Source organism: Streptomyces sp. NPDC043876 (assembly GCF_056435825.1).
This window is the reverse complement of the sequence record NZ_JBWKDV010000005.1, coordinates 275030-299553: the sequence shown is the minus strand read 5'-3', so window position 1 is coordinate 299553 and position 24524 is coordinate 275030. Positions and strand designations below refer to the sequence as shown.

Here is a 24524-nt window from a genome sequence, read left to right as displayed (position 1 = left end):
TCCTTACTGGCCGCCGTCAGCGGTGAGATAGATCTGGCCGGCGACAGGTATCTCCCAGTCACGGCAGATGATGTCCTGCGTGCCGGTCTGGGGGCCGTCCGCGCGGGCCAGCAGTGGGAGGGCTACGTACTCCACGCCGGGGATTGCGTCCAGAAGGGCGTAGATGCGCGAGGCCGGAATGCGCTGGCCGAAACTTGAGCGCTGTGAGGACAGGAGGTCCTGGACGGCTTTGCGCGCGGCGAGAACCACGTCAGCCGCCCGGAAGTTGTCGTAGACGCCGAGGACTGCTGGCTTCGTTGCAGATCCGATGTTGATCGGCACCAGCGTTCCTGGTGTCACGCTGACGTAGACGCCTGTGAGGGTGCGGTCCTGTACGTACCGGACGGTGGCAGTGACCTGGTCCTCGGACGGCAGGTCGTTGTCGGCGCCGATGATGGTGATGGTGACTGAGGAATAGTGGCTGCCGGTCGCCTTGGCTTTGGCGTTGCCGGGAACCGCGAGCGCCAGATCCTCGAAGTCCCGGAGCGTTACAGCGCGGTCCTGCGCGCGGTGGACCTTGGGCGCGTTGACGCGGATGGACTCGGTGTCCTCGATCTCGCGGCCCCCGGTCATTGCGGAGGAGCTGGCGACGTATACACCTGCCGTACCGTCAGCTATGTCGATGATCTGGTTGGCCGCGAGGTTGCCGCGCTCACCACCGCCGACTCGGTAGCTGGCGTAGATGGGGACGTCCAGGGCTGGGATAGCACCGAGTATGCCGTCGCCGAATGTGATGGTGAGGGCGCCCGTGTCGTCGCTTGAGAGCAGGCAAACGTCGTCTGTCGCCGTGGCCGTGAGCAGCGTGTTTGTGGCGTGCCACTCGGTAGGGGTTTCGCCTCCCGCGAAGACGCGGACGCTGCTGATAATGACTGGTGACGCCGGGAGAACGAAGGCTTGGCTGGGGGTCCCATCCGAAGTCCCCAGCGCGTCGACCAAGACGACCGTTTCCATGGTCGTGCCCGCGTTGAGCGTCAGCAGCTCCGAGCCGGCGCGCGCTCCCTCGGTGACGCTTGCCGTGACCGCCCCGCCGGCAGCGGGGACTGTGATCTCCTCGTCGAGCTCGAAAACAAGCGGCGCATCGAGGCTGGCGATGAAGGCTGTGGTCACCTGGGTACCGGCCGGGAGCACGACGCTTGTCGTCTGAGTCGGGTCCGTAGCGAACGTGACACTTCCAGTGGCTGCGGCTGCGGGGGCCGGGGTGTACCCAAGGGTCCGGGCATGGGAGAGCACAGAGGAGCGGCGGGTGGCGGTCTCCAGAAAGGCCTCACGGGCCGCGGCGTCCTGGTAGTAGCTGAGGATGTCACCCATGTGCGCGAAGAGGTTGACCAGCAGAACACCGAAATCCGCCGTCGTCCGCCCTGTCCACTCTGGATACACGCGGCTGGCGTGGGCGAGCATCGCATCGCGGAACCCCTCGAAGTCTTTCGAGGTGTAGTCGATGGCTGGCGTGCTCGACGTCAAATTCGCCACGGCGATAACTCCTGAACTGGGCAACGGGGTTCCCAATTCGTGCACCGTATGGAACTCAGTTTATGAGCGGATGACTGCCAAGCGTTAGAGGGAACCGCCGATAACGCGCCCTCCCGGCAGAATGCTCACGGTTTCCGATTGCCTGACTTCGACACCCGGGGTGGCAGACTCTGCAACTTGAACCTCGACATCCACGATGCCCTCCTGGTCGTCGTGGACGACGGGGGTGATCGAGGTAATGATCGCGGCAGGTTCCCATCGGGCCATCGCCGACTTGACTGCCTCCGTGATGATCAGCGGAGCGATGGGGTCGTTGGGCCGGAAGAGGGCCTGGGAGATGTCGCTACCGAACGCGGGTGCTCCGATGTACTCGCCGGGCGTCGTCCCTATGACACCGCGAGCCCGTTGGCTGAGCATCTGATCGGGCGCAGTGGTCACAGCGACACGGCCCATGGCGTCGAGCTGAAAAGGCATGCGTAGCTGGAGTGACCCGACGCCGGGGTAGCCGGCCGTGCTGGACATCAGCTGCGCGCCCGAGGGCGACGGATGGTCGCCCGTTGCCGTTGAGGCGGTCTTGGTGGTGGCAATCGCTGAGAGGACTGCCTGGGCGTAGACAAAGAAGGCGTCGGTGCGGTTGGCGGGGTTGGCTAGCGCGGCGCCCGTAAGGTCTCCACCTACGTAAAAACTCTCCCGCAGGCCTCTGCTGAGTTCGAGCTGCACGCCAGCTCGCCGCCTAGTGCGGTTGACGACGTTCAGGACGTCGTTGCCGTCGATCTCAGTGGGGGCTTCCGAAACGCTGAATCCCGCTGCTGTCAGTCGCGCTGAGATCGCGGCCATGAGCTCCAGGTCACTGCCGCCGAGGTAGGTCGTCTGGTCCGAGCCGGCAGTGCCGTGCCAGGAGACTGCCCAGTCCGCGTTTGCCAGAATCTCGAAGAGTGCGGAGTGCGCAAACCGTGTCGAGGTGACATGGAGGGTTGAGTTGTTGTCGTTTTTGATGCCCTGGAACGAGAAGTAGGATGCCTGTCCTTCGGCGGCGCAATGGTCGGCGAGTTGTGTAGTCGCCGGCTCGATTCGGCCACCGTGGATGGCGATGTGCGCGCCTGCCGAGTCTCGGACGGTCCGAGCGGAGATGAGATAGTCGACGCCCAACTTCTCGTGCGCCGCGAGTTCGGCGAAGCTGGCGTAGGTGTCAGCCATGGAGGGCTCCAAGAGGTAGTGCGCGTGTCACGGTCCGACCCATTCGAACAGGGCCACGCATCGGTTAGAGGGCAGCGAAGCGGCGCCGTCTGCGTAAAGGAGTACAGACAGTGATTCACCAGCGCTCATGAGTACCGGCAGCGTGTTCCCTGCGCCGTTGCTCCCGGTCGTGGATGCGACGTATCCGATCTGCCAACTGGGGGCCAGCTCACCGTTGCGGCCGACTCCGATGCGGCATTCACTGTTGCCGCTGGTCCACTCGACGTTGACGCTGAAGCGGTACAAGCCTGCGACTGGCGCGTAGAAGCGGGCGGGGTCCGCGGGAGTCCACATGCCTGCCGTCGACTGCGTCACGGTCGCCCAAGGTAGGGCGGTGTAGCTTGCGGGAGGCAACGTGCCCAATGCGTGCACGCTGGCGTGGGCGTAGTGCTTCTCGTCGACCTTGGTGACCGACTGCGACAGCCAGTACACCAAGCGGATGCCACCCCCCTCGAAGGCCGCGAACACCCGCTCGCCAACTGCTGGCAGGCGCAGTAGCGTGCCGGACGGCGATGCCCAGCCGGTGATGGCGGTGCCGGAAACCTGCGGTATGCGCAGCCGCACCCGGCCGGCTCCTTGAGGATCCTGGCTGTGTGTGACGACCGCGGCGTAGACGTCACTGCGCGGCGTGATGCTGCTGGGTATCACGGTCGTCCGATCTGCCCGGCCTGCCACCGTCCATGGCGCAGGAACGTGATGTCAGGGAGCACCTCAAGGACCTTTTCCTTACTCACGAGGTCTAGGCCGTCTGGCCGGTTGCGGCCAAGCACTGTGTCGGTCCAGTACCGGCCAGCGGCGGGCTGGCCCGGCACTACTGAGATGCGATGGGTGGCAGACCGAACCATCCACAGCCCACGGTCCGACGGCCCCACGGCGGAGCCATCCAAGGACATCTCGACACCAGGGCGTAGCGACGCCTCGCCCACAACGGTGGCTTTCGCATGCACCCAGAGCGCTTCGCGATGGACCTCAGCGCTCAGTGCCATCTGTGCCTCGCGTTGGGAGGCGAATGGCCGGCCGACGCTGAACTGGGTCAGGGTTGCGTCTCGTGCTTCCGGTGCTACCTGCCGGACCGTAGATCCGGTATGGGGGTTGTAGGAGTACCCCTCCCTGCGTGTGCGGATCCCGCCTCGCGGGTCGGCTTCCCCGGCGGTGGTCCGGAAGGACTCCACGGTGTCGTGGGTGGAGGCGTCGTACCGGAAGCTGGGGACCGCATCCTGCTTCTCCCTCAGGGAGACCAAGGGAGCGGTGAGGGCCAGCGTTGTGCCGGTGGCGGTCAGCCGGTACCCCACCTCGGCGGCCAGGCCGCGGACGAATGTGAAATCAGAGGCCGACTGCTGGATGAGGGCGTCGAACAGTCGGCCGTGACGCTGCACCTGGGGGCGCAGTCCCGCTGCACGGGCAAGACGACGTGCAATGTACGAGGCAGTGGCCGTCGGCCAGATCCTGTTGGCCTGGGACTGCATTCGGCTGGTGGGTCCGAGCAGCGTGTACACGACGGGGATCTGCACAGAGTGTGCGGATGCCTGGGGAATGCTGTCGCCGCTCACCGAGAGGGAAACGACGTACCCGTAGAAAGTCCGCGGCCGGCCGGCCGTGCCGTAGCGGATGGACACGGGAGTGCCCTGTGCCAGGAGGCCGTAGCGGTCTAGAGGCCACCCCGTGCGCGTCGAGGTTCCGCGGGGAACCTGGTGGATGACCGTGAGTTCCGCGACCTCGTGCTGGCCTTCAGCCTGCGTGATGACAGCGTCGGTGACCCACTTGTTTGGACCCAGCGCAGGAGTCTCCACCGACAGAACTGCCGCACGACTAGATCGCAAAAGGAATCCTGATTCTCGTACCAACCGGGACGTGAGTCCAGTTCATGATGTGCGGGTTGACCTCTGCGATTCGCCACCACTGCGCGGGATCTCCATAATTGACAGCTGCAAGAATGTCCACCCGGTCACCTTCTGACCACGTGTGGACGGTCACTGTGACTCGAAGGACGTCTGCCGCCTTAGGCACGATCACCTTACGGGGCCGGCCGTCCCTGCCGTTAACAATGGTCGTCGAGTTGTTGGCGTATCGGGAGTTGGCGGCGATCACTGTGACGGCACCTTCTGAGTCAACTCGACGGTTATGGCTACACCGCAGCGCTGGGGCACCATCTGGTTCGTAAAGTGCGTGTAGTTCACCGATAGCTGGGATATGTACCCGTAATACGAAAGGGCGTTGCTGAACGCCGGACTGGTTCCGTTGCTCGTGTCACCGCCGAAGAAGATGTAGCAGTTGTACGACTGCATCGGCTGGATCTGGCTGGCATTGACACCTGTGGCCGTGACATCGAAGACGCCGGTTACCCGGTACAGGGCCTCGACGTCCGCCCGCACACCAAGACTGCGCGGGTCGCCGCCGTGGTCGCGAGCGTCGGCCCCGCCGTAGGTGCCGTTGACCTCGTACGTTCGGTCGAAAATGAGGGAGAAGCTGACCTGTCCGATACCGGATGCGGCAACGTACTGGCCGTCCGTCGCTTGCTGGTCCTGTGTGAGCTTCGCGCCCGCGTCGTGGGAGACCGAGATCGTGGAAGGGTTGAAGAGAAAATTCACGCGGTAGGCAGTCTTTGCCGCTTGGTCGTTGAGGTTTTCATCCCGGATGATTGCCCCTCGCCAATAGGCCCCGACTTCCCGGTCCCGCAGACCCAACGTCGGGATGGTTGTCATCCGAGGGTCGAAACGCGGGTTGGAACTGAAGGTCGTAGGCATCAGACACCAGCTCCCAGCTGCTTGATGCGGTTGTCTGCCGCGATGTAGTCGACTACCTTCCTGGCTGCGTCGGACGCGGCCCGGTCGGTCATGGCGCCGTTGACGGCGATGTAGATGGCGCCCTTGGCGAAGGACAGCGACACTCCGCCGGTACCGCTGACGCCCTGGGCGGCAGCGCCGCCAGGCGAGACAACGTTGACCGAATCCTTGATCAGCGCCTGCCGGATGGTTTCTGCCTTGGCCGCCGGAATGATCATCTCGCCCTTGTGGACGACCGCGTCTTGGTCCTCGGGGATCTTCCAGGCACCGACCGCGTACCAGTGCGGATCTCGCTTTTGCCATAGATCCCACGCCTTGGACGGCTTGCCATAGTCCGGCCGGCCAGCGATGTAGTCCAGACCCCACTTGATCTGGGTCGCCGGGTTCGTCGCCCAGTCCTTGCCCGCAGCAGCCATCTTCGAGCCCGGCAGCGCCTGGGGAATGCCGTACGCGTCACTGGTCGGGTTATCAGCCGTCTCGTTCCAGTTCGACTCGTTTTGCCAGAGCTGGTAGAGCGCGTCCCATTCCTTGCCCGTCCAGCCTCGCTGAGCCGCGAGCTTCTTCCCCAAGGCCGCGTTCCCCTGCGGGTTAGAGGGGGCGCTACTGATCTTGCTCGTACTGTCGTCGTTGACGGAGCGACCCGTGCCCGCCTGCCGCGACCCCATGGAGAAGCCGCCCCCGCCCGCAAGGATCCCGGCCAGAGCGTCGACTTCCTCCTGGCTGAAGGAAGTGCCCGAGCCGCCGTAGTACCCAGCGTTGCCGGCACCGGCTTTGTCATCGGTCTGCTTCTTGCCCGTGTTGTAGGAGGAGAGCGAACCGACAGAGCTCGCAACGCGTCGGACTTCGCTGATTTCGCCGGGGTTGAAGGACCGCACACGTACGTCCAGCCCCGTTCGCGGTGCCTCTACAACCTTGCCGCCACCGAGAGCCATCATGACGTGTCCCGGGTTGGGAAACAGAAGGTCACCGGGCTGGATGCTGTCCTTCTCGACGTGAATGCCCACGCCGATCTGTTCCTCGGACGTGCGCGGCAGCCTGATTCCGGCACGGGCAAACGCGAACTGCATCAGACCCGAGCAGTCGAAGGCATCAGGGCCCTCAGCACCCCATACGTAGGGCTTGCCGACTTCGGACAGTGCGACCTTGATTGCGTTGGCGGCGCTGCCGTTCGACAGGTGGTCGGCGCTGGCTGTGGCCTCACCGTCCCCTGAGCTCCCGCCGGATGCGGCGCCACCAGCGGCACCACCGAAAATACCGATGGGGTTGAGTCGCTTGGCGAAATCCCAGGCGCCCTTGACCTTGCCAACTGCGCCCTGCGTGACCGATGCCCAGGCACCCGACGTCCCCACGGTCTGCTTGATGCCGGGGAGTTCCAGCACGCTGTTAATGGCGCTCTCGAACTTCTGGACCGCCTTCGTGGCGCTTTCCATGGCTGGCGCGAAGCTGTCGCCCATGGTGGCGTCGTGCTGCCGCTCCTGGGCCTCAAACGTCTTCCGCGACTGCCCCAGGCTCTCCGAAACCCCGTACTTGGACAGCTTTGCTCGCGCCGCATCGCCCTTCTTGCCGGTCTCCGCAGCATCCGCGATCAGCTGATCCGCCTCCGCGGAGGACATCTTGGAGTTGTTCAGCAGGGTGTTCTTCCCCCGCATGAACTCCTTCAGGTTGTCGACAGTGGCCTCGTCCCAGCCGGACGCCTTGCCCAGTTGATCTACGTTGAAGTCGAGTGCCTGCCCAGAGGCCGTGGCCGCAGCGAACTTCTTGGCGTCGATAGAGCTGGTCCCGAAGGTGCGGGACATGATCGAGTCGGACAGCTCCCCGATCGACCGCGCTTTACCGCCGGCGCCGATAGTGCGTCCGTATCCAAGCCTCTGGGCAGCCAGGGATGCCTGCGGGTTGTACAGGCTGGACATGAGCTTTGAGCCGGACTCGGCATCGAGGCCCGCCATGTACGAGGCGCCGAACGCAGAGCCGCGGGCGGCCTTCTGCTCGGAGGAGCCGTAGGTCAAGCCTAGGTTTTTGTCCAGCAGAAACTGCGCGTTTGAGATGTCCTCAGTGGACTTACCGACCACGGTTCCGTACGAGTGGTCACGGATGTTGTTCTTCCAGTCCCACTTGTCGGTTCCCTTGGGCGCACCACCCGAGGCGATGGCCGCCCAGTTGGTGTACCGGTCCATCTCCTCCATCTGCGGCTTCATCCGGTCGCCGTACTTCTTCGCGGCCTGGTAGGCGCTGTTGAACATGCCGCCAGCGTTGACCTGACCGCCGCCTCCGCTGCCCCCTACGCCGCCGCCGGAGTTGTTGGCGGGGACTGTAGCGCCGAAGCCACCAGCGGGAGGTACCACGGGGCCAGAACCGCCTGACCCGGAACCACCGCCACCCATGAACACAGTGGAGTTTCGCGTGAGATAGAACGGTGCACTGCTCTGACCGGCCTGAGCGGAGAACGTGGACCGCGACAGCCCAGTGACGCGGTTGTAGGCCCACATGTTCTGGCCGGCCCGCAGTCCCCAGGTCGTGTTGTTGGCGGCGTCCTGGCGCCGGATTGCGTCATCGAACAGGGGCCCGTAGTACCCGTCGACCCGGGCCTGGTGCGCCTGACCCAGCCGATCCGCGGAGGCCCCCTCGAAGCGGCTCCTGAGGTCGGGACTGATACCTGGATATTGCCGGCGCTGGCTTGCAGCCTGCCGAGCAACGAGACGCGCCTGAGCGGCGACCCTTGCCTCCCGCTGCTGCTCCTCACGCCGGCGGCGCTCCTCCGCCAGGCGCTGCATCTGCGCAGCGTGGTCCGCCTGCTGTCGCTGCGTGTCGTACTGCCGGGCAGCCTCGTTCGAGCTGAGACGCTGCTCCTGCACCCGCTGGGACTGACGTTCGGTCTGCTCTCGGATCTGTGCCCGCGACATTCGCGCGGCGTCGCGAGCGTCCTGTGCTGCCCGCATGGCGGAGAGATGCTGTGCAGTCTGGCCAGCCTGGCTCCCCCACTGCTGGGCAGCGAGTCCCTGACGGTAGACAGTCTGCTGCCGATCCACGCGTGCGGCGTAGGATGCCACCCGGTTCTGCGCGGCCAGAGCTTGCGCCTCGTACCGTGAGGACAGACGGTCGGCCAGCGGGCCTGTGTATACGCGGCCACTCGTCGGGTGGACGAAAGTGCCGCTTTGGGTCGCGGTGTTGGCCGGCGGGTGCGACACGGGGGCGGGACTGAGTCGAGTCGTTTGGTTGGCCGCAGGGAATGCCTGAGTCGGCTGGCCGCGGTAGGCGGCACCCTTGGTGGCCGAGTTGACCGCGTTCTGCAACGCCCGATTCAGTGCCGCGATGTTGGCACCGAATTTGTCGATGTCCCGGGCGACCTTGTCGGCAGACCGCTGGATGTGGTTGGTGCCGAGGAGACGGCCTCCGAAATTGGGCTCGGCGTTCAGCTCTTCAGCCACTGGAGGCCGCCTCCTTCCGTTCCTTGACCCAGACCGCAAGGTCGCGCCAGTACTCGCGCTCTCTGACCGTCAGGTGCTTGATCTCGCTGAGCTGCCACTCCGGGTGGGCGTAGGCGAGGGTGGTTATGTCAGCCCGCGTCGCGCGGGCGTCAGAAATCGCGAAATAGGTCGGCCACGCTGAGCGGGAGCGGGACCTCACCTCCGCACTCCTCGTGCCTGATGGTCAGCTCCAGCAGCCGCGGGCCGGGCTGGTTGGCCGCCAGCTGCGCAAGGATCGTGCGCCGGTCGGCGAGACCCAGGCGCTTGACGCCGTCCGTACTGGCGGGGAGGGCGTTGCCCTGTGCGTCCCGGATTTCCTGCACACAGCGTGCGAGGAGGATGCTGTTGTGCTCCGCGTTGGTTGCCTTCGCGTCGGTGAGCATCGCCGCCTGGTCAGCGCCGGTGGGGTAGCGCACAAGCGCGCAGCCGCCCTTGCGCAGGGGGACGGTCAGCCGGCGGCTCTTCACCTGGTGCGACTCGATCTGGCCGAGGGAGATGGTCGCGTCAAACACCTCACCGCAGTGATGGCAGCTGATCTCCGCAAGCTCCATCTCGTCGCCGAATGTCGCCCGTCTGATGGCGATGACCAGAGCGTCGCGGTCCCCCAGCAGCAGCTCCGGGAGAACTCCGGTCATGGCGGGCAGGTTTCCGATGCTCACCGTTCCCAGCTCCAGGAGCGTCTCCAGCATCCTCAGCGGGTTGGACCGGACCCGGGCAAGGGCCTCCTCGTCAGCCCCAGTGAGCTCGCGCACTTCAGCCTCGGTGTGAATAACACCGTCACGTTCGAAACCGGCAGGCAGGGTGACGAGGCAGTCGGCCGGCGCCGGGATTGCCGGTGCTTCCCCGACGGACTCTGCAAGGAGCAGCTGAACGGCAGCAGTCGCGCCCTGGGCGTCGCCCAGGACGTCGACCTGTGTGCCTCCGGAGGGCGTGTCGTAGGTCCAGTCGTACTGCAAGTCGGTCATGAATTGTGTCCTCGGGTAGGCGTATTAGTGGATCTGCGCGGAACTGTTGGGGCCGTAGTTGTCTGCGACCTTGAAATCCCAACCTTCATGCGCGAACGTAAGCTGAGAAACGGCGAAAGTATTACTGCCCGCGTCTAGGTCGCCGAAGGCAACCGACGTGGGCCAAGCGTTGTACAGACGCCAAACCGCCTTGACTGCGGCCTTGCTTCGGGTGACCGGGTGATCGATGAGCATGATGTCGATCGTGGCGCGGAATTCGTCGGACGTGTCCGAGCCCGAACCGTTGCCCTGCATAACGTCGAAGAGCTGGTACATCCAGTTCACGAGGCTCTGGTCACCCGGCATCATGCCCTTGGACAGGGTGACGGGGCTGAAATCACTCTGACCTGGCATCTTCTGCGTGGTCGTGTTCATTCCGCCAGCTCGGTAGGCGATGACGTCTGTGGTAACCGAGAGACCTGACACCGTCATGAAGCCGAGCTTGGGGTAAGCCGACGCAAGTTTGCCGACCTGAGAAATCTGGACGTGAAACTTGAACGACCGGAGCGGATCTGTCTGGCGCGAGGCCAGACTCTGGGACTGAGTTACGGTCTTGAGGGTTGCCATTCACTACTCCCGTAGCACGAGGTGCACCGGGTGGTTTCCGACTGGGGTACGAGTGGTGGTTCATGAGGTTTCCAGCGGGGTCCCGCCGGAACGGTTCAACGGGACCCCGCGCTATCAGGCGGTGGCTTCAGCGACCGTGGTTCCGCCCTCGAACTGCGAGATGTGGATCGCGATGTACTCGGCGGGCCGAGCAACGGCGACACCAACGTCCAGGTGCACTTCACCGTTGTCCACCGTCGTTGAGGTGTTGTTGGTTTCGTCGCAGAGGACGAAGAACGCCTGATCGGGGGTAGCCGCAGCGAAGAGGCCAGCCTGCGCCATCTGCGTCAGCTGCTGGGTCACGTTGGCTGCGATCGAATGCCACAGTTCCGGGCGGTTCGGAGCGAAGACCGCGGAGCGGGTGATGCCCACGAGCACCTTGCGGACGTGGGTGAGCAGCCGGCGCACCGCAATGTAGCGATCCGGGTAGCCGCTCATCAGCGTGCGGGCACCCATGATGCAGATGCCGGCCTGCGGGAGCTGCCGGATGACGTTGATGCCCCACGCGTTGAGGCTGTCGAGCTGAGCGCTGCTGAATCGCAGCTCTGTGCTGTAGACACCAGCCAGGCGGCTGAGGTTGCCGGCTGCGGACTGGCTCACGCCGTGCAGCCGATCGGTCTTGGCGTACTGGCCCAGTACCGCGCCGCCGGGCGGCAGGACACGGGTGGCGCCTGTCGCGCGTGAGGCCGGGTCTGCGGAGACGAGCCAAGGGCCGTAGACGCCCACGTAGGAGCTGGCCCGTAGCGGCGGCGGGCTGGACGTCCCGTTGGCCGCGGGAGACAGCTTGGCGTACTCGGTCAGCGCCTCAGTGGTGTCGTCGGAGGTGATACGCGGCGCGTCTACGACGACGAAGGCATAACCGTAGTCTTCGGCCCACTGGATGACAGGGTTGAGGACCGTCGAGTCGTAGATGCCGGGCAGGTTGACGTTGACGATCTCGCCAGTGTTCTCCAGGAGCTTGGTCGCAGCCACCAGGTTGGGTGCTGCGGTGCCGTCACTTCCGCCGGTGAGCGGAGTGCTGCTCTGGAGCGAAGGGGTGATGGCCACGCTGTAGGCGTCGGTAGCCACGTTCTCGACCTTCACGAACGCGGAGCCGTTTTCCGGACTGTTGACCATGGCCAGCAGGTTGCGCGAGTCGGCGGGGTCCAGGGACACGTCGCTGTACCGGTCCGCGATGTACGCGTCCGTGACTCCGCCGACCTTCACGAGGAGATTGAAGCGGCCGGCGCCCGTGTTGGCGTCGGCGACGTCGATGTAGATCCGGTTGCCGAAGGCGCCAGCCGCCTTCGCCGTGAACTTCAGCACCGGCTCTGGGGTGGTCTGCCGGTCGTTGAGTGTCACGGTGGAGGCGAGAGAGTCGGCGGGTACAGCCCGGCAGATGTACGTTTTGCTGCCACCGTTGTTGAAGTAGCTGTACACGGCATAGGGCAGCATGTCGGTGCCGGTGCCCCATCCTCCATAGGTCTGGGTGAACTGGGACCAGGAGGTGATGAGGGTAGGCACAGCGGGGCCGAAATTGTGGGCCCCGACGAAAGCCGCAATCGCCTCCCCGGGGCTCTGACTCACGGGGTTGGAGATCGCGTCCAGCGTCTCGTCCACATAGACGCCGGGGCGCAGGAAAGTCGCCATAGGTAGGTGCTCCTTCGGGGCCTACTGGCCGAGGGGTTCAGTGGTGATGACGACCGTCTCGACGGGCTGGATTTCGGCGATGTCGCCGAGAAGCTCGGAGCTGACATGGACCAGGTAGTCGACCTGCCAGAGGCGTTTTCCCTGACCATCGCGGCCAGCAGTGAATTCCGGCCCTCCAGCGAGTTCGAGTCGGCGGATGGTGCCGTCCTCGGGGACTTCGAGATAGGCCCAGCGCGGGTGGAGGTAGTCGGTGGCGGCGAGGGTGGTCGCGATGTCAGCCGCGTGCCGCTGCTTGCGTGCGTAGACGGTGACCTGGTACTCGATCGTGTAGGGAATGGGATCGGCGGCCAGGTAAGAGGCGGCGGCGTCGTAGCCTTCCGGCGTGTAGCCGAGGGCTACAGTGCCTCGATGTTCCCGTGCACTGTCACGGTCTGCGCGGGTGCGCTCGATCACGATGAGCGGGAAGGTGGCGTCGGCCACCTCGTTCTCGGGAAGCCGGAAGCGGACGTCGACCAGTAGGCCCTCGGCTGGAGCGTTCTCGTCCGCGACAACAATGTCTTGGAGTTTCGCCTTGATGGCGGCATCTTCATTGATTATCCAAGGCACTGCGTGAGCCTTCCGGTCAATATGGCATAGCGTCCTCCGAGTTCAGAATGGCAGGATATGCGGAAATCTGTTATAAGCGGTTTGCGGGTTAGGCTGCTGCGGCCCAGATGGAGGCGCTGGATGTGGCTACAGAACTTAGGGTCAGCGTCGCTGGAAGTGCTGTGAGCAACGTTCCGTAGGTGCCGAATCGTGCGGCGGTCGAAGGCACCTGCGCGTTGCTGAGGCTCGCGGCGAGTTGGCTTCCCCTGGGGAGCGTCGGCGGGGTTGCGCCTACCGCGAGGATTCCCACCCAGTAGTAACCGGGCTGCACCACTTGGGGAGCCGACAGTGCTGCTGATTTCAGCCCCGTGCTTGCCATCGCGGTGGACTGGTCGGCGCTCGTGGCAAGCAGCGTGCCAGCGAGGCTGTATAGGCCGACGAGGCACTGTCCTGAGGTGAGCGTGGCGCCTGCGGTCGTGACGAAGTACGCGAGGCTGGTGATCGTTGTAGTGACTCGGACGGGGATGCGGACCAGATGAAGCACGCCGCTCGGTATCTGGAAAGTGCCTGCCGTAGCCGCGGGATCAAGGGACCACGCCACGTAGTTGTGATCGGCGGGGCCTGGCGCTCGATCAACGGGCAGTGGTGACGCTTCGAGAAACAGGAGCGTGAAGTCCCGGGCTCCGGTGGCTCCGTCCGCGAAGCCGAAGCACACCCTGGCTCGGTGGGGCGCCGAAATGTCGGGGACCCAGATCGCCATGCCCTGCGGCTCACGGTAGGTGAGGGCCGGCTCGGCGGTGATGAGCTGCCGCTGCACGATCTGTCCCGATACCCAGTCAGTGCATGTGATGTAGGCGTTGCCTGCGGGGTCGCCGTCGAGGGCGTAGAGGTAGTTGCCCCAAAGGGTGTGGCCCTGGAAAGTACCGATGCCGGGTGCCGTCTGGTTTACGGCCTGGTCGACGGTACCGAGGGGCGTCCATACATCCTGAGCTGCGGAATCAAGGTCGAAAACCACGTACCGTCGCCCTGTGTCCGAGGGGTCGGGGTAGGTGTAGTGGACGGCCATGCGCCGGCCGACGGGGTCGATTGAGCAGGACACCCCATGTGTGCCGGCACCGAGCGGCCGGTACCTACGCAAGTTGATCGAGTCGAGGACGGCGCCGGCCTGGAACGTGGTGCGGTGCAGCGCGCGGGCGAAGCCACTACCGGAGGAGTCCGCGTCCGTCCAAAGCCACGTCGTACCGTCGCGGCCATATTCGACGGCGATGCTCGATCCGTGACCGGCCCCGCGGATGTACATGACGCCCAGCTGCTGCCCTGTGAGGGAGAGCTTGGTGATCGAGATGTCGCCGGCGTTTTCGCGGGTTGTGTAGGGCACGGGTGCGCTCTCGCCAGGGAGCTGGACCATATCGCCGATGAGCTGGCCCACGTAGATGGCGCCCCCCGCGTAGTCGATGGCGAAGGACTGTGCGACCGTGACGCTGGCGAGCGGCATCTTCTTGAACTGCGTCCGCGGGGTGCCCGAAAGGTCCACGCGCGCCGAGTCTGCCGGAATCTTGGGCGTCAGCACTGCGGGGATCTGCGCCATCGGGACTTTGCCGTCCGAGCCGAGGGTGGCGAGACCGCCGGTGGCACCCTTCTGCGACACGTCCAGAACGGCCTGGCCGTTGCGGGTCAGCGTGCCAGTGAAGTTCTCGTTCGTGGGGATGCTGGCCGTGTTTCCGCTACCCAAGTTCCCGCGCACGAGGGAACCGGGGCCCGTCAGGTCGAGTGGCCCCACGGTGCAGGTACCGACGACATTGACCGAGTTGTTCTGGATGCTGTTACCGCCGGACCCTCCCAGGTTGTCCTCACGGATCAGGCTGCGTGTCACGCCGCTGGCGGTGCCCGTAAGGAGGGAGTTGCCGATCAGGCTGTTGGCGCGGGCACCAGATGCCAGGTGGATACCGGATGCCTGGCCCGCGGTGCCGGCGAGGCCGGGGGCGATGATGGTGTTGCCCTCGACGAGGCAGTTGCTGGCAGCCAGGAAGATGCTCGTGCCTGCGGTGCCATCGAACGTGCAGGACTGGATCTTGGTGTTTTTGACGCCCTGGGCGTAGATGCCGACGCAGTCGTGGCCGCCGTCGGCGAAAGTGCAGCCCAGGACAGTCTGGAGCCCCGCCTTGTCGAGGACGGCGATGGGCCCGGTGACGCCGGTACCGGCAGCGCCGCCCAGGGAGCGGAAATCGCACGCGATCACAGAGTTCTTGACCGAGGACTCCATCCGGATACCTCGGCCTGCACCTGTGCTCAGTGCACCGTTGTCGAATCGGCACTTCACGACCCAGTTCGTGTGCCCAGCGGTGGCGTCAGCCTGCGGACCCAGAAAGAGACCTTCCGCCCAGCAGTGGGTGAGGTGCAGATTCTCGAAGATGGACATCACCGAGCCGGCGGCCCAGATGCCACCACCCGCGGCCTGCTGATCGCAGGTACCGTCGATAGCGAGATCCGCGATGCGCACCCGGGTCTCACCGGGGCCGGTGAAGTTGATCGCGTAGCAGTCCGAGTCGTCCGCCAGCCTCAGCACCGTGGCGTCCCTGCCCGAGCCCACGATCTGGAGCCCGACGCCCGGCCCGACCTGTACCGGTGCACTCAGTACGTACGTGCCCTCCAGCAACCGCAGAGTTCCACGGCCGGCCAGCTGCTGGAGCTCGTCAACAGCGGCCTGAATGACGGTCTGGTCGTCGTGCCCAAGGCAGAGGTAGTCCGCCACGGCCTTGCCCCTGGCGCGGGAGTTGGCCGCTGCCACGACCAGCTCGGCCGACCCGCTCACCATGACCGTCTGGCCAGGACTGGCGCCCCCTGCCAGCGCCTGGTCGGAGAATGAAGACAGGTGCTCGTCGTAGTAGGAATCGGGGTGTGCGTAGGTAGCCATCGGACTCCAATGTGGGTCGGTGTCAGCGGGAGCCGGCGCCGGGCTGCGGGATGTACTGGCGGAAGACGGAATCCGCAGTGAGCTCGTCGGGCTTGACCTCGACCGCGGTGATGGAGACGATCACGTCTTGCCGGCGTATCTGGCCGAGGATGCTCATCTGCTCGATTCGAAAGAGTCGGCCGTCGTAGGCGATTCGGTCCCGCAGGTATCTCTCGTTGTGGATGTCGGCCTGCGTGAGTCCGATGCGGGAGATCTGCCGGAAGACGGCACTGATCTCCAGGGTGTCGGTGGTGTAGAAGCCGCGGTCGCTGCGCTCGTCGCCTACCTCGATATGGGTGGCGTGCAGGACCGGCACCTGCCATGGGCCGTCGTAGGCGAGGCCACCTGCATCGCCTTCGTCGTAGATGTCGTGCACGACTGATCGGGAGCCGCTGAACCGCCACCATGCCACCACGTCCCCGACGTGGCGCTGCCAGGCCCGCAGGCCCTCGTCGATGCGCGACCCCTCCTCGGTGGCACTGAACCTGCCACGCTTCCAGTCCGCCCTGCTCATGCGGCCCAACCGTTGTAGGTCGGATTCGGGATGCCGGACGCGTCGAGGTCGTGCTTGTCGATCTGGGGCAGCACGCGCTGGGGATAGGCGTTGTCGTCGAACTCGCGGTCCACGTACACCGGTACGTAGCGGCCGGTGGTACGGGAGATGCGGCGCAGCGTCGCCATCTCAATACGGAACAGCCCGATGTTGAGCTGTCGGCACAGCTCCTCGTACCTGTCGGTGAGCACCGAGATTTGGTGCAGGATCTGGGTGTAGCGCTGCCCGCGGTCAACGTGGGTGCCCTCGCCGGTGCTGATGTCGACGTCGCTGGAGGCATCGGTGGATACCGCCCACAGTGCGTTGATCACTGCAAGGAGAATCAGAGGGAGCTCTTCTACGTCCGGCAGATTTTCCAGGCGTACGGGCTCGTCGGCGTACCGAATAAATCCGTTTGCCGACCGGTACCGCACAGTCTGCGTTCGGTCGTGGCAGTGCTGAAGTTCCGCGTCCCTGATGTGGCTGATCAGCTCGGCGTCAGTGAACATGCCGGAGCCCGTACCCTCCACTACGAGGACCTGGCCCAGGGGCAGAGGAGCGTGGGCGCCGAGCAGCGTGACACGGCCCTCGCGTGGGTCTACGCGGAAGTCAGTGCCGGCGACGAGGTCGCTGAGCTGTCCGTCAGCCAGCAAGCTGACTCGCGTCACGTTCACATTGACCGTGGACAGGTCGTAGTCGGTCAGCTCCCCCGTACCGGAGAGCACGTCCCTGAAGGCTGCTCCGAAGTCGCCGAGCTCGGAACGCACACGGGTAAGGATCTTGGTCAGCTCTGCCACGAGTCCAGCCCAACTGCCAGCCCACCCGCAGCAAGCACTACGGTTTCGTTCTGCGAGGCACTGACCGGTGCGTCCAGCGCCCACGCTGCGACCATCCGACCGCCCGTGCCCGTAGGAACGTTCGTCAAAGCCACGTGCGTCGCCACTGACCCCATGCCCGAGCTCGCAGTGAACGGCCCGAAGAACAGTGGGGAAGAGTTCGTGATCCCCGCGCCCCCGCCCGCCGCACTACTTGCGGAACCGAACGTGACCGGCTGCCGGCTGTAACCTTCAGCCGTAACCTCCAGGGAAGCCAGCGTCACCGATTCCGCGGCCCGCCCAGGATCGGCCGTCAGCAGCGTCAGGTACGTGGATCCGGTCACGTCCGTACGCCCGTCGATCAGCCCCGTGAGCCAGCTCCCTGTGGTGTCCGCACGTACCTGGGCGGCGAATTCATTGAGGTACGCCACTGGGAGGTAGCTCGACAGCAGGCTCAAACCCTGCTGCTGCCAGAGCTTCATGAGGTAGGAGCGCGTCATGCTGTTCGACGGGGTGTTGGTCGTGTTGGCCGTTGCGGTTACGACCTGAAGCGCCAGGCGCTCAGCCGACTGGGAGAGGTATCCAGACATCAACTCACCTTGATTGTCAGCGTGCCAGTCGGAGCCAGCAGACAGTCGCCTTGCTCCGCCGTGACAGGGAAGTCCAGAGGCCAGACCACGAGGACCGCGAGGTCCGAACCGGTGGGAGCCGTTACCAGCGCCATGTGGGTTACAGGGACTGCCGAGCCGGACATATCAGTGAACGGACCAAACACCGCGCTCGAATCCAGGGTCACGGCTGCCGCGGTCCCCGACTCATATGAGAACTGCTCGCCGGCCTTCGGCGCCGAGAAGGCGACCGCCTGGCGCTGATACCCCGCAGCCGAAACTTCGGAAGCCAACTCCGTCGCAATGTCACCAGGGTCCGACGTGCACAGGGCTAGGAACACCTGGCCACTCGGGGATGCCGCGCGAGCCTGTACTTCCGCCCGTACCGCTTCAATGCCTTCCGCTTCCACCCGATCAAGCAACGCGAGCAGATACTCCCGCGGGGCCCACACCCCCGGGGCGTCCACCGCTCCCCCGCCCCAGTGCCGCGACAAGTGGGCCTTCAGCAGGATGTCTGCCACCGGGTCAGTCCCAGATGACGGACTCTCTCCACCGCCGGTCATGAGCGTGAGCAGCCCATGCGAGGCGTAGCGCGTGAGGTAGCCCCCCGCCACTACGCATCACCCCCGGGAACCACCTCCGGCGCCGGCGACTCCTGGCCCGGCACCTCCTCGGGCGGAGGTTCCACGGGCGGGAGAGCAGACTCCAGGAGGAACGACTCCTCGAACAGGGGCACAGCAATCGCCAGAGTCCGGCTCACTGCGTAACCCGGAAAGGTGGACGTGTCCTCGTATGCAGCGACCACCACGTCCCCCGTCGCGTAACCCACACCCGCGGTACCGGGGGGCACAATCTCCAGCGGCACAGCCACTGCACCCTTTGGCACAGACCCGACACCACTGCCGTAGCCTCCCTCAGCCGTCAGCACATAGCGCTGGCCAAGTTCCACACCACTCACCGCCACCTCCAAGAACGAACAGACAAAAGGGGAGAGGGAGCGCTTCCCTCTCCCCCGCGGGTACCTCAGGCATCAGTGCCAGAGGAGACCCTTCTCCTCCAGGTGGTTGGCGACCGTCGCCGGCACCCGGTACTGCACGCCGACTTCGAAGGTGTAGTAGTTGCCCTGGCCGATCACGATGTCGTTGAGCTCGGAGGTCACCCGGATCACGCGGTCGGACTCCTCGACGACCACCGGCTGCTCTTCCACGGCCGGCCGCGGGGGCTCGACCAGGTCGACGACCGAGTTCGCCTTCTCGGTCTCCGCAACGATCGTCGCGGTAGCCATGCTCTTCGCGCGCTCCTTGGCTTCGGAGTCACGCTCGGCCGCGAGGCTCTCCGCGGCTCGGCCGGTAAGGTCGCCGGCCGGCTTTCGGGCTGTCGCCATGTAGTTCTCCTGCTCGTTCTCAATGGTTGTATTGTTTGCACAAGCGGGCCGCCGGAGCGACCCGCTTGCAGCAGGGCGGCCCAGTGCCCCGTTTTTCGCTAAACCAACTATGCCTAGTTGGTCTCTGCGATGACCACCGAGGCATCGGTGATGAGGCCGAGCCCGAAGATCGAGTACCAGGCCAGCAGGTGTTCTCGGCCGAAGTCCTGGATACCGCCATCGCGAAGCTCGACCGGCAGCGAGATCGCGTGACCGAAGGCGTTGTCACCGATGCAAATTGCCTGGTAAACGTCAGCAGGCGTAGTACCGTTGCCGTTACCGATCTTCTTGACCTGTGTGGTCTCCACAAAAATCACGTCATCGATCCGGCCGATCTCGCCGAGACTGAACGCACCGGGCTGGGCGTACTTGCTCGACTCGATCCAGGTCGGGTCCTCGCGCAGCCAGCGGCTCTGGTGCGGATGCACGAAACAGACGTAGGCATCGCCGAGTCGCGGGATGTTGCGCGTGGCGAGGGTCTCGACGATGTCCTTCACCAGCGAGCTGGTGAACCGGTGATTGCCCGTCATAGCCGCACGGTTGGCTGCCGGCGCACCCTTGTCGTAGGGCGACAGGCGAGTGATCGTGTTGCCCGCGGTGGCGAACTTGTCGAAGCCGTAAAGCACCGAGCTGGCCTGGAGCAGGGTGTCGCGTGCCTGCTCATCGAGGTACTTGGCCATGTTTCGACCCAGGAGACGGCTGCCGGAGGCGAGCACGTCGTCGAAGGACGAGTTGAGAAGGAGTTCTGAGACGGCGATCGCGTAGCCATGCTCAGCGACCGTGATGGAGAACTGAGACGCAGTGAGCGCGTGGGTCTCCATCCGAACACCTTCGACGAGCTGGGAGGCGTCTCCCAGATTGTCGTAACGCATGAAGTGGATCACGAGGCCGGGGGCGGTCCCGAGCTCGGTCTTCTTTACTGCGAACTGCTCGACAATTCGCGGGTTGTTACCCGCTGGCTGCGGGGCCGGGTCATTTCTGCCTGGCTCTTACGGTTTTCCATCCCGCAAGTTCGGACTATATCTTCGCCTCCAGTTTCAGCCCACTTCACACCTAAGTGCTGAAGCTATGGGAGGCGCCTCGCGTGTAGTCTCTACGGAGTCCCAGGTGATGGGTTCCCTCGGTATTCCCCGTGCTACGAATGAGTGCTACGAGGAGGAGGGGTTCACCGATACAGCGTGGTTCTCACTGACCCATCACTGGATCAGGCGGCCCGAGACCGGAGGATCGGCATGGACTGGAAGAGAATTTCCTTCGACCACAGTTCCTGAATGGCCGGAGAGAGCTGGCTGTTGGTGCCCGCGTAATTGGTCGGCGAAGCCGACAGGCGCGGAGTACCGGTGATGGCAGATGCCATGTATTTCCCTTACTTGTGCGGCGGGTGGGCTAGCGGAACATGCCCTGGTTGCTGCGGGCGGCGGAGGCCGCAGGGAGCAGCTGGCCGCGGAGCTTGGCGTACTCCGACATGGGCATGTTCTTGATGTCGCCAGAGGAGTACTGGCGGTAGCCGGCGTCCGTGTCGGCGGGGCCGACGCCGTAACCGGTGGGAGCGGTGCCTCGCATGGAGGCCCGAGCGGTGACCTGGGTCTGCTGGATCTGAGCGACGATCGCGGCGGACTTCTGCTTCATCAGCTCTACGGACTGGCGCAGTTCGTCTTCGGTGTTGCCGTGAACGAGGTCGATCAGCTCGGGGGCAATGTGGTCTGCCTCAGCGGCCAGGATGTCGTTGCGTACCTGCTGGATGCGCGCGTACTCCTGCTCGCGGGCGAAGACCTCGCGGTCGTGCTCATACTGGGACTGAAGTTCCGTGAAGCGCTTCTCCCATGCCTCCTCGCGCTCCTTGAGGAGGGTCTTGGCGGACAGCTCCGCCTCACGCTTAGCCTTGGCCTCGTCATCGGCCTGCTGGCGAGCAGCGGCCTCGGCCGCTTCCTTCTCCTCACGGACGCGCCGGGCCGCTTCCAGCTCGGTCTGCGTGGCCTTGAGGATCTCGTCCTGCTGGTTCAGTCGGCCGTAGAGCTTCTCGCGCTCTTCGCGGCGGACCTTCTCCAGGTCCTCAGCGGTGAATCGGCCGGTGGCCGGATCCTGGGGAGCTTCCGGGATGACAGGCACGGTAAGTACCTGCTCGGTCGGGTCGCCCGAGGCGGTGGCGGCGGTGGTCGGAACGGTCATTAGCTCGACTCCTGGTTACTGGCGTCCTCCGATTTGCGGCCCTGCGGCAGTTTGGTGCCGTATGCCATGGTCACGAATTGGTTGATTAGCGAATGGGTGTCCACACCGAGGTCGATCCCGGTTGCTCCGGGAAGGACTCCGGTCTGATCTGTGTCAGCGGAGTTTTCAGGCGTTGCCTGACTGGTTCCGTTTGACGCGGCCGGACTTCCACCACCTTCCGTGGAGATTCCGGTCATTTGGAGAATAGCAGAGGAAATCGTTGCCTTGATAAGCTCCAGGGCTCCCTGCTCGACGGCATCGCGCTTCTGTTCCGCGAACATCTCCTCCAGGCGCTCGTCGGGGAATTCCTCGCCCAGCTCTACCAGGGCGTTGCGCTTGGATTCCAACCCTATCGCGAGCTTCGCTTGAATCTCGTTTAGCTTTACGAGATTGTCAACAGGCAGCGGCATGGGCCAGACGCATTCAACCTGGTAGACCTGGGGGTCGTTTGGGTCGAGGAGGTCAGGCTGGTCTTCCTCCGTCTTAATGCCGTCGCTGTACGGGTCGTACAGCAGAGTCTCGGGCTCGAAGCAGAAGAGTGTACGGAGGACGAGTTCGTTGATCTGCTTGAGGCCGAAGCCGTAGTTATCCTGCTTGCTGCCGTTACGGTTCATGAGCGGGGCGTACTGAATGGACAGAGCCACGCCACTCGTGTTTGAGATGGGCTGCATCTGACCGAGCGCAGATTCCGGCACGCCCATGATCTCGTGCATCGCAGTCTTCAGCAGCTGGATGTACGCCATAGGGCCGGCCAGGTCGACCCCGTTCTCAAGGTTGTAGACCTTGGCCTTCTCGGGGAGGCCACCCCAAATCTTGCGCGGGCCACGCTCCAAGTTGGTTGCTTTCGCCCCCTGGATGATGGTGGTCGGCGCTGCATGGTAATTGATCACGTCGGAGACATCGGTCATCTTCTCGTTCATTTCCCGGTTGAGGGAGATGATGTCGCCGATGTCGGAGAGGCCCCAAGGAGATCCCGAGACGGTGATGTTCCGTATGTGGACGACGGGAATCATGCCCAGCGGATTAGGCCGCTGGTCGATCAGCTCGTCATTGAGAAACTCCTCAATGGTTTCGTCCGTGAGGATTTCCGTGTAGGACATAACCTGGCGGGTGCCGTCTGCGCCGGTCGTCCAGAACTTGTACTTCAGCTTCATGCGGATCAGACGGTCCCGGTCATGCGGATGATATTCCGGGAAGCAATGGGCCGAGTTCAGCGGAAGTATCCGCACGCGGCCGGGGTGCGATCCGCCTGCCGCGTCAGTCCACGCCGGCTCGTAGGCGACCTTCACGAAGGAGTCGCCGGTTACCCCACCTTGCTCGCCTATGGACTTGAGCAGAGACTTTTTCTCGTTGTCGACCTCCCACACGCGCTTGAGGAGCGCCGGCACGATATGCTCATAGCGCTTAGCGGTGGAGAACTTGACGCCGCGGCTGAAACAGAAGTTGTTGATGTACCGGGCGAACGTTGCGACGTAGTTCAGCGTGATTTGGGGTTCCCCAGCCTCACGTCGATACGCCCAGTGGTGCCCGAGGTAGAACGCGAAATTGGTGGCGTACCGGTTGAGACGCGGGCCGTGGATTTCAAACTCTTCGTCGCTCAGTTCCACAAGCCCCAACGGGCTGATGGAGATCGTGAGGTCAGATCCGGCCGCACGCTGGTTCGGCGGGAAAAAGGCGAAGGACAACCCGCGACACATCCTCGATTAAGCACCGAGTGGTGCACCTGTATGGAGGCGCTGGGTGCTACGAGTAAGTGCGTCGAATGCGCTATGCCCAATCCTCACACAATCCAGGTAGGAGCGTTAGCCGAGAAGCCAGCGCAGGTGCGAGATACCGATAGGAAGGCAGAGAGCCCCCCGGTTGACCGAGGGGCTCTTTCTGGGGCGACTGGATCAGTCGTTGGTGCGTGCGTAGTTCTGCCGGCGCTGGTTGTGGCCGTCACGCACGACCTGCTCGAAGCGCTGCTCCGCGCCGTGTCCCGCGCCGTGCGCGAAGCCGCCGATGAATTCGGGCGCCTCGGGCCAGGCCGCGGAGCCCACGTGCGCTCGCTCGCGCATCGTCTCCTCGGCCGGCTTCTCATACACGTTCGCGTTGTGGCTCATTCGGCCGGGCGCGGTCGCGTAGCCCTGCATGACACCCTTGCCGAACTCGTTCGGGATGTCGGTGTCGGTCGCGATGCCCTCCTCGAACTTGAGTCGACCGCGGCGAGTAGCGTTTACGCCAGTCTTGACTCCGTAGTCGTACGAGCCCTTCTCGGCAAATCCGGGGTTCGGGGCCAGGTTTCCAGCCATGCATTCCTCAATTCCTTGCGAGACGTCTCGCTTCAAGACTGAGGGGCAATTGGGAAAAGTGTTACAGGCGTCGCACAATCATCAAGATTTGCGGTGTTTGCCGCTCCCCGGTCCGAGGGGGTTCGGCCGCGGTGCCGGCTGTGTTGGGAGTGACTCTGTGGTGTCCGGGAACATCAGCTTCTTGGCGGCGGCGAGGTTTTCTACGATGGCGACGGCCTCCCATTCGTACCCGTTCCACCGGCTGACGAGGCGCGGCGCTTCAGGGTTCACGTGGGTACCCCGCGGGCCGGGTCCCAAGATGGTCGCTCGAAGCCGCCCGGCTGTACGCTGCCGGCGCCGTTCAGACCACTCGCTCAAGGATTCGTCGTCCACTGCGCTTCCAGATTCGTCAGCGGTACTGGGGGTGGTCTCCGTCTGACCAGCCGTGCACGGAGAACGGCTCGCCCTTCAGGTATTGAGCGATGCCGAGCGCGTTGTAGGGCACGGTGATGTCAGGAAGACGCTCAGGGTGGTGCCAGGACAAGCCTGCACACTTCTCGGGTTCCAGGTTGGTCGGCGTTCCGGACCAGTGGGTGACAGCGAAGAACCACCCAACTCGGGCCTCCCCTTCGGGGTTGCGGAAGTAGGTGACGTGGACGATCCGCAAGGCGCCGCGCTCGATGACGACTCCGACTTCTTCGGCGGCCTCGCGGATGATCGCGGTGAAGATGTCCTCGCCCTCTTCCACCTTTCCCGAGGGGAGGTTCAGCAGGCCGTCGGCGTACCCCGTGTTCTGGCGCTCGGCGAGGCAGACCTCGCGCGTTTCACCGGTGCCGCGTTCAAGGATGATCATGACGTCGTTGATGGGGCGGGCGGGCACTGGTCCTCCGTGGGTCTGG

Annotated in this window: 24 protein-coding genes; all 24 read right to left on the bottom strand. The window is 64.5% G+C overall.

Features of this window, described 5'->3' with window-relative positions; all coding sequences use genetic code 11:
* Positions 1 to 3: 3 nt before the first annotated feature.
* Complete coding sequence (locus AC0693_RS18470) at positions 4 to 1509, bottom strand: baseplate J/gp47 family protein (protein WP_478741303.1); 1506 nt, start codon at positions 1507 to 1509, stop codon at positions 4 to 6.
* Between the two features lie 84 nt (positions 1510 to 1593).
* On the bottom strand, positions 1594 to 2706 hold the full coding sequence (locus AC0693_RS18465; RefSeq protein ID WP_478741302.1) for a poly-gamma-glutamate hydrolase family protein: 1113 nt from the start codon (positions 2704 to 2706) through the stop codon (positions 1594 to 1596).
* Positions 2707 to 2733: 27 nt separating this feature from the next.
* On the bottom strand, positions 2734 to 3393 hold the full coding sequence (locus AC0693_RS18460) for a phage baseplate assembly protein V (protein WP_478741301.1): 660 nt from the start codon (positions 3391 to 3393) through the stop codon (positions 2734 to 2736).
* Positions 3390 to 4361 carry a contractile injection system protein, VgrG/Pvc8 family gene (locus AC0693_RS18455; protein ID WP_478741300.1) on the bottom strand — a complete coding sequence of 324 codons (972 nt, stop codon included), beginning with the start codon at positions 4359 to 4361 and terminating at the stop codon, positions 3390 to 3392. The genes AC0693_RS18460 and AC0693_RS18455 overlap by 4 nt, the downstream gene beginning before the upstream one ends.
* Positions 4362 to 4554: 193 nt before the next feature.
* The gene (locus AC0693_RS18450) at positions 4555 to 4719 is read right to left on the bottom strand and encodes a tail protein X (protein WP_478741404.1); all 165 of its coding nucleotides are present in this window, start codon (positions 4717 to 4719) and stop codon (positions 4555 to 4557) included.
* A 110-nt stretch (positions 4720 to 4829) separates the two neighbouring features.
* Positions 4830 to 5447, bottom strand: a complete 618-nt coding sequence (locus AC0693_RS18445) for a hypothetical protein (protein WP_478741299.1) — start codon at positions 5445 to 5447, stop codon at positions 4830 to 4832.
* A gap of 41 nt (positions 5448 to 5488) precedes the next feature.
* A complete protein-coding gene (locus tag AC0693_RS18440; protein ID WP_478741298.1) occupies positions 5489 to 8953 on the bottom strand; it encodes a C40 family peptidase in 3465 nt (1154 codons plus the stop codon).
* A gap of 149 nt (positions 8954 to 9102) precedes the next feature.
* Complete coding sequence (locus tag AC0693_RS18435) at positions 9103 to 9957, bottom strand: T4 family baseplate hub assembly chaperone (RefSeq protein WP_478741297.1); 855 nt, start codon at positions 9955 to 9957, stop codon at positions 9103 to 9105.
* A 24-nt stretch (positions 9958 to 9981) separates the two neighbouring features.
* Complete coding sequence (locus AC0693_RS18430; RefSeq protein ID WP_478741296.1) at positions 9982 to 10563, bottom strand: phage tail protein; 582 nt, start codon at positions 10561 to 10563, stop codon at positions 9982 to 9984.
* Positions 10564 to 10677: 114 nt separating this feature from the next.
* A complete protein-coding gene (locus tag AC0693_RS18425; RefSeq protein ID WP_478741294.1) occupies positions 10678 to 12231 on the bottom strand; it encodes a hypothetical protein in 1554 nt (517 codons plus the stop codon).
* Between the two features lie 21 nt (positions 12232 to 12252).
* Positions 12253 to 12837 (bottom strand): hypothetical protein, encoded by a 585-nt coding sequence (locus tag AC0693_RS18420; protein WP_478741293.1) that lies wholly within the window; start codon positions 12835 to 12837, stop codon positions 12253 to 12255.
* A gap of 88 nt (positions 12838 to 12925) precedes the next feature.
* Positions 12926 to 15730 carry a right-handed parallel beta-helix repeat-containing protein gene (locus AC0693_RS18415; protein ID WP_478741292.1) on the bottom strand — a complete coding sequence of 935 codons (2805 nt, stop codon included), beginning with the start codon at positions 15728 to 15730 and terminating at the stop codon, positions 12926 to 12928.
* 22 nt (positions 15731 to 15752) lie between these two features.
* Complete coding sequence (locus AC0693_RS18410; protein WP_478741290.1) at positions 15753 to 16283, bottom strand: hypothetical protein; 531 nt, start codon at positions 16281 to 16283, stop codon at positions 15753 to 15755.
* Positions 16280 to 17098, bottom strand: coding sequence for a hypothetical protein (locus tag AC0693_RS18405; RefSeq protein ID WP_478741289.1), 819 nt, complete (start codon positions 17096 to 17098; stop codon positions 16280 to 16282). The genes AC0693_RS18410 and AC0693_RS18405 overlap by 4 nt, the downstream gene beginning before the upstream one ends.
* Entirely contained in the window at positions 17086 to 17706 is a 621-nt protein-coding gene (locus AC0693_RS18400) for a phage tail fiber protein (RefSeq protein WP_478741288.1), read from the bottom strand. The genes AC0693_RS18405 and AC0693_RS18400 overlap by 13 nt, the downstream gene beginning before the upstream one ends.
* Positions 17706 to 18245: a phage tail fiber protein gene (locus AC0693_RS18395; RefSeq protein ID WP_478741287.1), complete on the bottom strand. Its 540-nt coding sequence runs from the start codon at positions 18243 to 18245 to the stop codon at positions 17706 to 17708. The genes AC0693_RS18400 and AC0693_RS18395 overlap by 1 nt, the downstream gene beginning before the upstream one ends.
* Before the next feature lie 509 nt (positions 18246 to 18754).
* On the bottom strand, positions 18755 to 19108 hold the full coding sequence (locus AC0693_RS18390) for a hypothetical protein (protein ID WP_478741285.1): 354 nt from the start codon (positions 19106 to 19108) through the stop codon (positions 18755 to 18757).
* A 113-nt stretch (positions 19109 to 19221) separates the two neighbouring features.
* On the bottom strand, positions 19222 to 20085 hold the full coding sequence (locus AC0693_RS18385) for a N4-gp56 family major capsid protein (protein WP_478741402.1): 864 nt from the start codon (positions 20083 to 20085) through the stop codon (positions 19222 to 19224).
* A gap of 266 nt (positions 20086 to 20351) precedes the next feature.
* Positions 20352 to 20504 carry a hypothetical protein gene (locus AC0693_RS18380; RefSeq protein WP_390400152.1) on the bottom strand — a complete coding sequence of 51 codons (153 nt, stop codon included), beginning with the start codon at positions 20502 to 20504 and terminating at the stop codon, positions 20352 to 20354.
* A gap of 29 nt (positions 20505 to 20533) precedes the next feature.
* Positions 20534 to 21316 carry a hypothetical protein gene (locus AC0693_RS18375; RefSeq protein ID WP_478741283.1) on the bottom strand — a complete coding sequence of 261 codons (783 nt, stop codon included), beginning with the start codon at positions 21314 to 21316 and terminating at the stop codon, positions 20534 to 20536.
* The gene (locus tag AC0693_RS18370; protein ID WP_478741282.1) at positions 21316 to 23040 is read right to left on the bottom strand and encodes a phage portal protein; all 1725 of its coding nucleotides are present in this window, start codon (positions 23038 to 23040) and stop codon (positions 21316 to 21318) included. Before AC0693_RS18370 ends, AC0693_RS18375 begins: the two co-directional genes overlap by 1 nt.
* A gap of 207 nt (positions 23041 to 23247) precedes the next feature.
* Positions 23248 to 23646, bottom strand: coding sequence for a hypothetical protein (locus AC0693_RS18365; protein WP_478741281.1), 399 nt, complete (start codon positions 23644 to 23646; stop codon positions 23248 to 23250).
* Between the two features lie 81 nt (positions 23647 to 23727).
* Positions 23728 to 24018, bottom strand: a complete 291-nt coding sequence (locus AC0693_RS18360) for a DUF6087 family protein (RefSeq protein ID WP_478741280.1) — start codon at positions 24016 to 24018, stop codon at positions 23728 to 23730.
* A 16-nt stretch (positions 24019 to 24034) separates the two neighbouring features.
* Entirely contained in the window at positions 24035 to 24505 is a 471-nt protein-coding gene (locus AC0693_RS18355; RefSeq protein ID WP_478741279.1) for an NUDIX hydrolase, read from the bottom strand.
* Positions 24506 to 24524 lie beyond the last annotated feature (19 nt).

Excerpts from the sequence above, each read along its gene's own strand:
- AC0693_RS18375 (WP_478741283.1), bottom strand. The coding sequence starts at position 21,316 with ATGACCGTTCCGACCACCGCCGCCACCGCCTCGGGCGACCCGACCGAG.
- AC0693_RS18400 (WP_478741288.1), bottom strand. The coding sequence starts at position 17,706 with ATGTCTGGATACCTCTCCCAGTCGGCTGAGCGCCTGGCGCTTCAGGTC.
- AC0693_RS18410 (WP_478741290.1), bottom strand. The coding sequence starts at position 16,283 with ATGAGCAGGGCGGACTGGAAGCGTGGCAGGTTCAGTGCCACCGAGGAG.
- AC0693_RS18415 (WP_478741292.1), bottom strand. The coding sequence starts at position 15,730 with ATGGCTACCTACGCACACCCCGATTCCTACTACGACGAGCACCTGTCT.
- AC0693_RS18425 (WP_478741294.1), bottom strand. The coding sequence starts at position 12,231 with ATGGCGACTTTCCTGCGCCCCGGCGTCTATGTGGACGAGACGCTGGAC.
- AC0693_RS18365 (WP_478741281.1), bottom strand. The coding sequence starts at position 23,646 with ATGGCTGGAAACCTGGCCCCGAACCCCGGATTTGCCGAGAAGGGCTCG.
- AC0693_RS18435 (WP_478741297.1), bottom strand. The coding sequence starts at position 9,957 with ATGACCGACTTGCAGTACGACTGGACCTACGACACGCCCTCCGGAGGC.
- AC0693_RS18380 (WP_390400152.1), bottom strand. The coding sequence starts at position 20,504 with ATGGCATCTGCCATCACCGGTACTCCGCGCCTGTCGGCTTCGCCGACC.
- AC0693_RS18465 (WP_478741302.1), bottom strand. The coding sequence starts at position 2,706 with ATGGCTGACACCTACGCCAGCTTCGCCGAACTCGCGGCGCACGAGAAG.
- AC0693_RS18445 (WP_478741299.1), bottom strand. The coding sequence starts at position 5,447 with ATGACAACCATCCCGACGTTGGGTCTGCGGGACCGGGAAGTCGGGGCC.
- AC0693_RS18430 (WP_478741296.1), bottom strand. The coding sequence starts at position 10,563 with ATGGCAACCCTCAAGACCGTAACTCAGTCCCAGAGTCTGGCCTCGCGC.
- AC0693_RS18390 (WP_478741285.1), bottom strand. The coding sequence starts at position 19,108 with ATGGCGACAGCCCGAAAGCCGGCCGGCGACCTTACCGGCCGAGCCGCG.